The organism is Clostridium bornimense (assembly GCF_018917145.1).
GTDB lineage: Bacteria > Bacillota > Clostridia > Clostridiales > Clostridiaceae > Clostridium_AN > Clostridium_AN bornimense_A.
In genome coordinates, this window is the sequence record NZ_JAHLOD010000073.1 from 1 (window position 1) to 11038 (window position 11038).

Annotated in this window: 10 protein-coding genes and 1 riboswitch; all 10 genes read right to left on the reverse strand. The window is 28.9% G+C overall.

The window, feature by feature from the left end; translation table 11 throughout:
- Positions 1-156 precede the first annotated feature (156 nt).
- A complete protein-coding gene (locus tag KQI30_RS15645; protein ID WP_216464281.1) occupies positions 157-1071 on the reverse strand; it encodes a methyl-accepting chemotaxis protein in 915 nt (304 codons plus the stop codon).
- Positions 1035-1349: a hypothetical protein gene (locus tag KQI30_RS15650; RefSeq protein ID WP_216464282.1), complete on the reverse strand. Its 315-nt coding sequence runs from the start codon at positions 1347-1349 to the stop codon at positions 1035-1037. The genes KQI30_RS15645 and KQI30_RS15650 overlap by 37 nt, the downstream gene beginning before the upstream one ends.
- Positions 1350-1458: 109 nt before the next feature.
- Entirely contained in the window at positions 1459-3150 is a 1692-nt protein-coding gene (locus tag KQI30_RS15655; protein ID WP_216464283.1) for an ABC transporter ATP-binding protein, read from the reverse strand.
- A gap of 12 nt (positions 3151-3162) precedes the next feature.
- The gene (locus tag KQI30_RS15660) at positions 3163-3870 is read right to left on the reverse strand and encodes an ECF transporter S component (protein ID WP_216464284.1); all 708 of its coding nucleotides are present in this window, start codon (positions 3868-3870) and stop codon (positions 3163-3165) included.
- A 7-nt stretch (positions 3871-3877) separates the two neighbouring features.
- Positions 3878-4783 (reverse strand): energy-coupling factor transporter transmembrane component T, encoded by a 906-nt coding sequence (locus KQI30_RS15665; protein ID WP_253287542.1) that lies wholly within the window; start codon positions 4781-4783, stop codon positions 3878-3880.
- Positions 4773-5975 carry a DUF4430 domain-containing protein gene (locus KQI30_RS15670; RefSeq protein WP_253287543.1) on the reverse strand — a complete coding sequence of 401 codons (1203 nt, stop codon included), beginning with the start codon at positions 5973-5975 and terminating at the stop codon, positions 4773-4775. Before KQI30_RS15670 ends, KQI30_RS15665 begins: the two co-directional genes overlap by 11 nt.
- A gap of 32 nt (positions 5976-6007) precedes the next feature.
- A complete protein-coding gene (locus tag KQI30_RS15675) occupies positions 6008-6640 on the reverse strand; it encodes a hypothetical protein (protein WP_216464285.1) in 633 nt (210 codons plus the stop codon).
- Positions 6641-6728: 88 nt separating this feature from the next.
- Positions 6729-9407 (reverse strand): DUF4430 domain-containing protein, encoded by a 2679-nt coding sequence (locus tag KQI30_RS15680; protein ID WP_216464286.1) that lies wholly within the window; start codon positions 9405-9407, stop codon positions 6729-6731.
- Positions 9408-9564: 157 nt separating this feature from the next.
- Positions 9565-9696, reverse strand: a riboswitch (adenosylcobalamin (AdoCbl) riboswitch).
- A 278-nt stretch (positions 9697-9974) separates the two neighbouring features.
- The gene (locus KQI30_RS15685) at positions 9975-10196 is read right to left on the reverse strand and encodes a hypothetical protein (protein WP_216464287.1); all 222 of its coding nucleotides are present in this window, start codon (positions 10194-10196) and stop codon (positions 9975-9977) included.
- 292 nt (positions 10197-10488) lie between these two features.
- Positions 10489-10896: a hypothetical protein gene (locus tag KQI30_RS15690; protein ID WP_216464288.1), complete on the reverse strand. Its 408-nt coding sequence runs from the start codon at positions 10894-10896 to the stop codon at positions 10489-10491.
- Positions 10897-11038: the final 142 nt, after the last annotated feature.

Consider the following 11038-nt stretch of genomic DNA (forward strand, 5'->3'; position numbering starts at 1 on the left):
ATAATCTTTTGCTGCCTTGATTTTATCTTCAAAAGAATATTTATATTGTCTTCCCATAAAAAATACCTCCAAAGTAGATTTTGGTTATTTACCATGTCTACTTTAGAGGTATCATATCACTTTTTTGTATGACAGCTTTCTTTATACCATTATATATTAACTTTTTCTCTCTGCTAATGCCTTAGATTGCTCTTTTATGTCTTCCATTATATCTCTACTCTTGCTTGCATAATTCATAATATCATTTATTGCCTTTTCTATAGAATTTATATTTCTATCATTATATTGATTCTTCTCTAATAGAACTTCCATGTTTTCGCTTATATTTTTACCGCTAGTAGTAAACTTGTCCATATACTTAATAATATTATTTAGTTTAGATTCCATATCACTTTGCATAGCTAGGAAATAATCAAAAGATTTGTTTGTATCTTCTGCATATTGAATACTATCATTTACTATAACACTATTGCTCTTGATAGATTCAATAGTCTTTTCTGTATCTTTCTTAATTTCTTTCAATACTTCCTCAACGCTATTAGCACATTCAGTGGATTCTATCGCAAGCTTTTTAACTTCCTCTGCAACAACACTAAATCCCTTTCCATATTCTCCAGCTCTAGCAGCTTCGATACTTGCATTTAATGCTAATAAATTTGTTTGCTTGGATATTTCTACTATACTAATAAATTTTTGAGATATTATCTGTGTTTTTTCTATTAAATTGTAGATTATTTCTGCACTTTCCTCCGTACTTTCTTTTATATTATCCATAACAGCCATAATCTTATTCATATTACTCTTATTTTCATTATTAATGCTTTGCATAGTATCTCTAGTTACTTCCATGCCTTCAGCTTCCTTAACAACTAATGATATCTCATCTACAAACATATCTACATTGCTATTTGTATCTTCTGCAAATTGTAATACCTCTTTAGAACTTTCAGAAATATTGTATATTGATTTACCGATCTTATCAATTCCATTATTAGTTTCAGATAAATTTCCATTTAGATTTTGTATAGCCTCATCTAAAACCTTGTTGCAACTATTATAGGAATAACCCATAATAACATTACATTTGCATAAAAGGCTGAATACATTATCGTTATATTTATAATTAAAAATATAATTGTTATCCATTTAAATTTACTTCTATCACTACTACTCTTATAATATAATATTGGTATTAAACTAATAATAACACCAAATATAACTAGTATTAAATTAATTTTAAATGATAGTGTGCTAACAAATAGTAATTGATAAAAAGCAAAAAAACAATAACATATTTTTATAAGTATTTTATCAATTTCATATTCATTTTCTTTAAAGATTTCGCTCATTAGTTTTCTCCTTACCCCAAATTATAACTTCTTTTAAATTATAACTTCTTTTAAATTATCGTTAGGTAATTTCTTTACTTTATGAGATTTCAAACATTTTATTGTATTATTAAATATTTTTTGAAATAATACTATTCAGTATATCTTTATATGTCACTATATTCCCCAAAATGTCACGACTAATCTTATTTGCTGATGTTGTGTAGAAATTATTCTCTGAAAAGAATTTTATAGGTTCCCCCATAGATATTACATTTCCGTCAAAAAACATACCACATCTTGTAGAAACTTCTGCTGCAAATTCTACATCATGAGTAACTATAACTATAGTGGTACCTTTCTCTTTTAAATCTTTTAGTATTTTAATTATTTTACCTTTATAAAAATTATCAATTCCTTTTGTAGGCTCATCTAAAATTAGAAGTTTTGGTTCTAATAAAAGTATTTTCCCAAGAGCTGCTTTTTGCTTCTCTCCTCCACTTAAATCATATGGATGCATATCTAATATATTTTCTATTTCTAATAACCTTACAATTTTATCTACATTTTTCTTTTTTTCTTCTTTTGAAATTTTTACACCATCAAGAACTTCAAATAAATCTAACTTTACTGTTTTCTTTACAAAAATACTGTCAGGATTCTGAGATAAAACTGCTATATTCTTATAAAATAATTCTTTAGATTTATAACTTTCTATTTTCTTATTCTTATATAATATTTTTCCTTTATATGGTCTATTAATACCAGCCATAATAGAAATTGTAGTAGATTTTCCTGTACCATTTCCCCCCACGATACTGAAAATCTCTCCTTCTTCTATATTAAGAGATAAGTTTTTTATAATATCTCTTCCATCCTTTTCATACTTAAACCAAACATTGTCTAACTTAAGAAGTATATCTTTTTCCTTGCTATCTTCTTTACTAAAGGTATTACTAATTCTATTATCTATATTTAAAAATTTGCAGTAATTACTAAGCCACTTTCTCCCATCTCTTATTGATATAGGACATTGACTGGAGTTTGCAACGTTATCATTAATTTTCATAAATAACTTCACCGTTGTAGGCAATAAAGATATTATGTCCTCTCCGGCATTACTTATTTCATATGCTATATTTTTAGGCTCGGTATATGATAATACTTTACCACTGGACATGACTATTACCTTATCAGCCATAGTAAATACTTCTTCTAATCTATGTTCACTTAATATAACAGTTATACCTAAGTCCAAATTAATCTTCTTCACAGTTTGCAAAAATTCCATAGCTGCTATTGGATCTAATTGTGATGTTGGCTCATCTAAAATTAAAACTTTAGGATTCATTGTCATAATAGATGCTAAGTTTAATATTTGCTTTTCTCCACCAGATAGCTCTGTGGTTTTCTTATAAAACCAATTTTCTATACCAAAATAACTTGCCATTTCTGCTACTCTAACTCTAATAGTATCACTGTCATAACCAAGGCCTTCCATTCCAAATGCTAGTTCATGCCATACTTTATCAGTAACTATTTGGTTATCAGGACTTTGAAGAACATACCCTATTTCTGATGCATCAACCCTTCTATCTAACTTATCAATTTCTACACCTTTATAAGTTATAGTCCCTTCCTTTTCACCATGTGGTACAAGGGAATTTTTTAGATGCCTTAATAATGTACTTTTACCACAGCCGGTTTTTCCGCATAGTAAAATAAAGTCTCCTTCTTCTATATCTATGTTAATATTATCCAATGCTTTTTTCGTATTCATAGGATATGTAAAAGAAAAATCTCTTATCTTTATAATCTCCATCAACACCCCTCCTTAACACTGAATTAATCCATATTTAATCTTTATTCTATCTAACTTTTCTATCATAGGTTTTGAAATTACAAATAGAAAAAAAATAGTAGCTGCAGCATGTACTAAATCAAAGGGGATTCCTGACATATATGTCGAAATAAGTGATTTAACTGTTATCTTAGAATTAAACATTAACAACGCTGCAATATTAATTATTCCTCCATAAATAAAAAAAGTAGTTACTCCCCCAAATATACAAAGCTGAATTCTGTTTTTCTTGAGAATCCCAGTTTCAAACAGTACTCCGGCAAGAAATCCTATTATTCCAAAACAAAACATTTGCCAAGGTGTCCACGGACCTTGTCCAAAGAAAAAGTTAGATACAAATCCAGATAATGCTCCCACTAGAAAACCACTTTCACCACCAAAACATACTCCTGATATAATTACAATAGCCACAACTGGTTTAAATTGAGGAAGCATATAAAAAGCACCTCTTCCTGCTACTGCTATTGCAGTTAAAACAGCAATTATTATAAGCTCCCTTGCTTTAGGTTTTCTCTCCTCAAATACCATAAAAAAAGGAATCATTGTATATATCACTATTAAAAGACTTATAAAATAATACTTTCTATCATTTAAATAAAATACTCCAATAAAAATCGTAATAGGTATTACAATTAAAATAAAAAATGATGCCATTAATGTTCTTTTATTTATTTTACTCATAATATCGTTACCCCTCTATTTTATTAATTTTTCTCCAAGCAATTTCTTCTATAATATCTGATATTATCGGTGATATAGCAAAGAGAAAATAACTTATATCTACTATAAATGAAAATACGGTATTTCTAGACAATTTAATCCACGGAAAATAAATTATTCTATTAACGCCATAAATCACTCCACTAATAACGATAAGTGAAAGGACTAAAAGTACTCCCATCATTATTTTATCTCTTCTGTAAAATTTAAATATTGAAAAGCTTGTCCTACCTTTTAACCCATATCCTCTTGCTTTCATAGAATCTGCTGTTTCAATAGCATTTTCTAACGCCCATGTTACAAGAATAGATATTATCTTAATACCATTTTTAGCTCTTCTTATAATATTTCCTTGAGACATATCTCTTCCCATTGCTTTTTGTCCATTACTTATAATTTTTATTTGATTTTTATATTTAGGAACAAATCTTAATACCATAGAAAAAATCAATGATAAACTAGGTATTATTCTTCCAAAAATATATATAAACTTATCAGAAGTCATTATTGCGTTATAACATGAGAACCACATAATAACTGAAATGAACATTGTAGCTGATGCTATTCCATAAGCTATTGATTCATAAGTTATGGGATTTCCATTCTTTAAATAAAACAAAATTGTTACTCCTGCATGGTTAAATGCAGGATTCATAAATGCTGTTAAAACTAATAATGGCATCATATAAAGTAAATTAAACTTTATAGCTTTAGTTCCATTTAAAAAAACAGAATATATAAATGAAGTAACAAAAGAAATCCCTAAAAATACTGGATGCATAAAAAACATACTACACAAAATAATAAATACAAAATAATAAAAATTTACAAAAGGGTGATATTTAGCAAATGAATTACTTATTTTAATCTCCAAGCCATTCACATCCCACATCTCTTCCAAGATCGCAAGTATATACCCATTCAATTACATCTCCATCTTGAACACTATACCTACTGCACCCATAGTTAGGAAACCACCCATTTACCTTATACATCCATCCACTAAGCTCTCCACCATTAAACTCATATAGATTATTTATCCCTTCAATATAATTACTGTTATACATAGGCGTCATAGAGTATTCCATATGAATTCCATACTTTTGAACTTCTCTTAAAAGTACATCAAAAACAGATTCCCCCTGATAAAATTCAACCTTTTTAGTGCTATAAATTACGCCATCAGCCGGAATCATTGAGGCTTTACCATTAGATTTTGCTACATTGTAATTCTCCTCTTTAAGAAGAGTGTCACATCTTATAGAAAGCGTACAATGCCTAACTTTACTTTTATCTATCTTGACATCTCCAGGCTCAACAGGTTCCTGTTTTCCTTTCGGTACTGGATCTGTCAAATACTTATCTTGAGTAGTTCTTGAACCATCAGATATCTTTACACCATTAGATGCTTTTGAAGAATCTTTATAATCATCAGTTAAATACTTTTTAGACTCATTACCTTCTTCTTTATTTTCATCTCCATTATTATTTGCTTCTTTTAAATCACTATTGTCGATATCTTCTTCTGCAGTACTTTCTCCTGTACCAACTATATAGAACTCTCCAATATTCTCCGTTACCGTAAAGGAAATTGTACCATTGGTACCTTCATCAATAGTGGTATCGCTCACCTTAGTATAATCATCATTATTACTTTTATAGACTGTAACTAAACTGCAATCTAACTTTTTATTTAATGTTATAGATAAACTTGGACTCCATTTTATATTATTACTCTCACAATAAGAAAAACCTTGAACAAATTTTGCTCCTAACTTTTCTTTTACTTCATTAGATTTTTTATTACTAAATTTCAGTAACAAATTCAAGTCTGTAGGATTCTTTATTGATCCACCAACAAAGGTCCACTGATAACTTATATCACCACTACTGCCATTAAACATCATCATATCGTCATCAAACATAAGATCTTCAAAAACCTTAGATTTTACTATACCATCTTTAGGTATATCTTGACTCCTTGAATCAGTCACCTTTCCGCAAGCAATAAACACTATAGAAAATACGGTGATTAAAAGTATACTTAGTGCTCTTTTTAACTTCATATTTTCCCTCCACAAAATTGATACTTTCCTACTTATTTAACAACGATTCTGCAGTTATTAGTTCTAAGAGTACCAAGCTTCATTGCAAGAGACTCTTTACTTTCATCTCCATCAACAACGGCAAATACTCCATCTTTAAAAGTAAGATTATAGCTGTCACCAGCTATAGCACTGTCCTTTAACTTAAATCCAAGTCTTAATACTATATTTTTTTTATCACTATCAAAACCTTCACTACAATATGCATACTTCCCTGCTGTAGTATCTAAATACATTGCATTTATTTCACCTTTTAAATTTGATACTTCAGTATTACAACTCCATTGTGGTACATCAAAACTATATCCATTAGCTCTCTTATCTCCATAAGTCATCATTGTTCCCATTTTTACTCCTGTAAACTCAAGCTTTGTATTATCAAAAGATACAGAAATACTGGCTGCTGGATATAAATTATGTGGTAATGCTGATAACTGTGCATTTACCACAAATTCCTCCCTACTAGTAGATTCAATAGGCTTAGGTGGTATTAATGATAACACTGGTTTATCTAATTCTTTCTTGACTCTAAATATGAGAAATACTATAGCTATAATAGCTATTAAAATTAATACTACAGCTATGATTTTCTTTTTCTTTGAAGCATTCTTTATCTTTTCTAACATAATATCATCCTTTTCAATACTCACTGTAAAAAAGGAGCCTGAAGTACAAAATTACTTCTTTGTACTTCAGCTCCATCTAAATGTTGTTTTATTTACTTAAAATAGAATACTCTTTTCCATTAACATAATACTCCATGATACCAAGTGCATCTGAAGTGTTAATTCTTGAATCTCCATTAACATTCATCTTAATTATCTTTGTTCCTTCTGGTGCACTACTTTTTCTAAGCCATACTGATAATACATTAAGAGCATCTTGTGCATTTACAATATCATCATCATTGATATCTCCAAATTTCATTTTTGATGTCTCTAAAGAAGACTCAATTAAATACTTATTTACATTATTCATATCAGTAAGAGGTATAGTAGTGTCTACTAATGCTACATATGTTGCAACGCCTTTTTTTTGTGACAATTCTTTGCTATATGTCATCTCAGTATTATCATTGAAAATTATTTTAGGAGTTCCATCAATGTTGATAAATTCAACAGCTACAGCTTGTTTATTAAGTGGAATTAAGTCTATTCCATCACCATTAAATAGTACTCTAGATGTTGCTTCTACAGTTTTTCCAATTACAGTACTTTCTTCAGAATCTACTGTATCCCACTTAGCTATATCAGATTCTTCTGAGCCTGCTTTTAATTGGAAATCTTCTACTTTAAATGCTAGTTTTTTATCTTCATCAACATCCTCTTTTAACTTTGCATTTATTGTAAGTATTTCACATGGGAATTCATTGTTTAAAAGCTTAATATTATCTAATGTTTTATTTGTATATACTACTCTAAGAGTATTTCCTTCAACTCCAAAGTCACACATACCACCAGTAATATTGGCACTGTTCATAGTTATACCAGTAATTTCAACTTCACTTGGAATTGTTATTACACCATCTAATAACTTAAAATCGCCTTTTGGCCAACTTCCAACATTTAAATTAACATTAAACTTAGTTCCAGCTTTTCCACTGATTTTCTCAGGCATTGAAATAGTTACTTTCCCTTCAATATCTATTTTATCACCAGCACCATTTACATCTGTCATATTGTAAAGAGATGTTTTTCCATCTACAAATCTGCTATATGCGACTAATGAATACATAGCTTGGTCAGTAGCCATTCCATTAACAGAATCTGTTTTAATATGTTTAAATCCTCCGCCATCAACATAGAATCCCATAATATTGCTGATTAGCCAGTTTCCATCCTTTACAAATCTAGCATCAGTTTTAGGATCTATTCCAAGTGCTGTTAATGCAGTAATAACTTGTGCTACGCTCTCACTATTAACAGTTCCCCAACTTGAGTATCCACCATCTTCTTTTTGAATCTTTGAAAGTTTTTCAACAGCTCTATCTATATATGGCTTTACAGTTTCATCATCTTTGTATTTAGCTAATGCTTGTAATGCCATCGCTGTAATATCTGGATCAGGATTAGTTCCACTAAGTGCCCATCCACCAGCTTCATCTGTTCCCTTTTTTATTTCTTTAGATAATATATAGTCTATTAATTTTTGTCTTGTCGTCTGATCTGTAACATTACTTAAAACTGGTATTTCATAATTCTTAGTATCTAAAGCAATAAGTGCGAATATCGGTCCATTTATCCCTTGTCTTTTAACTTTAGAAAAATCCGCTAAATAATTTAATAAGTTATATCCACCAACATCTGTTACATCTTTTCCTATCGCTGTTAGTGCTAAAATTACTCTTGAATATTCTGTATATTTTGATGTACTTAAAACACCATCACAACTTTGAATTTTAGAAACCACATTATTATAATAATTCTCATAATAATTCTCATCTACAGGATATCCTGCTCTAGCTAAAGATAATACTGTCCACTCTCCTCCTGATGTTCCAAGTGTAGGATTTGGTGTATTTGTATATAGAAAATTACCAGTGGTACTAATTGCATCATTAACTGACACTGCAGGTTCTATCGCTTCAACTGTCTTATTACTATCAGATTTAACTTTATCAAGAGCATTTTGTAATTCTGACAAAGCTTTATCTACATCATCTTGAGATGAATCTACTTTTTCCAATACCTCATAAGCTTTATCATAAGCATTCTTTATATCTGTATTTGCTAATATAGTTTCCTTATTTTTATCGGCATTAATATCGCCAATAGCTTTTGTCAATTTATCTTTATCTGCTATAGCTACATAAGATCCTGCAAAAGTTCCATCTCCTGAAGGAGTTTCTGAATATCCTCCTCCGATATCCATTCCATATCCATATACTGTGAACTGCCATCTTATTACATCATTATCTTCTACTTTATAATCAGCTGCACCAAAGTTAGGGAACTTATTATCAACACAGAACATCCATCCTGACATAGATGTATAATCAAACTCTCCAAGCCAATCAGCATCAGATTTTGATTCAACTTCTCCACATTGATCTAAAATGTATTGTGGCACATTAACATCACTAGTATCATTATCTCTTACATAAGATAAATAAAATCCATTTTCTACACTACCAGTGTTTTTGTAATTTCCTTCACCTAAATATTCTGTAATAAGTTTTGCTACAGTATCCCCTTCGCTATACGGTATCGTAATAGGTTCTACTATATATCCTTGTCCTAAAGTGAACTTTTCCACAGAAAGTGTAACGTATCCTTTAGTTACATTAGTACTAAGTCCAATGACTTCAGCAAATGAATTTGAAATGAATCCAAAAACAATAGAAACCATCAGTATTAAACTTACACTAAGTTTAATTACATTCTTTTTTTTCATTGATATCTAAACCCTCCATATTAATGTTTTAATTGCAAGATTATAAGCTTAATATATTCTCCATTAGCGTGTCCCATAGAAATAATATATACACTAACATTAATTGATTTTGGTGATACCTCATAAAAAAAGGAGACTTAATAAAAAAGCCTCCCAAAATAAACATATACCTTGCTCGAAGTATATGTTTAAAAAGGAAGATCTGACTCGTCTCTTATAATAGAGCATTTCAGTTGCGGCACAGTCTTGGAATCTCACCAAAGTTCCACCTACTATTCAATTTACTTTTTAATTCTACTAAAAATAACCATTGCAATTATATAATCCCATTGTAATTCATATTTTACATATTCGCAATATTAATTTATTTTTTTACTTTATTTTCTTTTCAAGAAAAAACATTCTTGCGCATTGTCCATATTCTGGATAATCTATTTCTTCATATCTTTTTATATTAAATTTTTTCTTTAAAAAAATCTTTTCCATTCCTCTGTCGTATAATTCAATAACAATAAACCATCGTCCAGTAAATTGTCATTTACCACTTTTATATTACACTCTCTTTCATTAATTATTATTTTTCTTTTCAATAAACAACTTTATAACACCTATACTAAATATTAATACTCCAATTAACATATATGAATGAATAAACCCATTTAATAAAACTTCAAATTCACCTGCTAAATTTTTATTTGCAAAAATAATATTAACAGAGATATATCCTACAGGTGAACTAAGTAAAATTATAATAATACCCATAATATAATACTTAACTTTATTCTTCATAAATCTCACCTTTCTAAATTTCCATCACTTTTTACTTTATATTTTTCATTTCTTAGTACATTAAGTCCCATATAATAAATTATTCTTTGTTTATTGTTAGTACTGATTCATATTAATTTATCTTTAGCTACAATAGCAATGTACTTATATGCAATCATTGGTAATATTATACACCATCAATCAATTCTCCAAAAGAATGTCTCACAAAATACTCTTTTAATATTCACTAATAATTATTTGAAGACATAAGCATCACATTTTAGTGCATATGCCTCAATTACAATAAATAACTTTAAAAAATTATATATGTATAATTCATTATTTTAACGTTACCTTCAAATTTATTACTTTCTATATTCACATAAAAATCATCACCAGAATTTACTATTGCCCACTTTGTCACTTTGTCTCCACTTTTTATTTTAAAAGACCTAATCTCTTCCAAATCGCTATTGGTTACTTTAACATTAACCTTATCTTTTGAATCACTTTCATTTGCTTCACAACTAACTTCAATCTTCAATAATACAATCTTATTTCTATTAGTTATTATATAACTATTATTCCCACCATCTCCTGAGAACCATCTTTCACCACTATCCTTCTGCTCTTTACTACTACAAATTGAATATCCATATCCTATTAATATTATTAAAATAATAACTATTATAAATAATATAATTCTTTTTTTTCTAATCATTTATATTTTTCTCCTTTATTTCACCATCTTCAATATATAAAACTTTGTTGCACTTTTTAGCCACTTTACTATCATGAGTTATTATTATTATTGTTTTTCCTTCATCATTAAATTTCTTCAATAACTCCATTATTTTCTCCAT

Excerpts from the sequence above, each read along its gene's own strand:
- KQI30_RS15645 (WP_216464281.1), bottom strand. The coding sequence starts at position 1,071 with ATGGGTTATTCCTATAATAGTTGCAACAAGGTTTTAGATGAGGCTATA.
- KQI30_RS15650 (WP_216464282.1), bottom strand. The coding sequence starts at position 1,349 with ATGAGCGAAATCTTTAAAGAAAATGAATATGAAATTGATAAAATACTT.
- KQI30_RS15655 (WP_216464283.1), bottom strand. The coding sequence starts at position 3,150 with ATGGAGATTATAAAGATAAGAGATTTTTCTTTTACATATCCTATGAAT.
- KQI30_RS15660 (WP_216464284.1), bottom strand. The coding sequence starts at position 3,870 with ATGAGTAAAATAAATAAAAGAACATTAATGGCATCATTTTTTATTTTA.
- KQI30_RS15670 (WP_253287543.1), bottom strand. The coding sequence starts at position 5,975 with ATGAAGTTAAAAAGAGCACTAAGTATACTTTTAATCACCGTATTTTCT.
- KQI30_RS15675 (WP_216464285.1), bottom strand. The coding sequence starts at position 6,640 with ATGTTAGAAAAGATAAAGAATGCTTCAAAGAAAAAGAAAATCATAGCT.
- KQI30_RS15680 (WP_216464286.1), bottom strand. The coding sequence starts at position 9,407 with ATGAAAAAAAAGAATGTAATTAAACTTAGTGTAAGTTTAATACTGATG.
- KQI30_RS15685 (WP_216464287.1), bottom strand. The coding sequence starts at position 10,196 with ATGAAGAATAAAGTTAAGTATTATATTATGGGTATTATTATAATTTTA.
- KQI30_RS15690 (WP_216464288.1), bottom strand. The coding sequence starts at position 10,896 with ATGATTAGAAAAAAAAGAATTATATTATTTATAATAGTTATTATTTTA.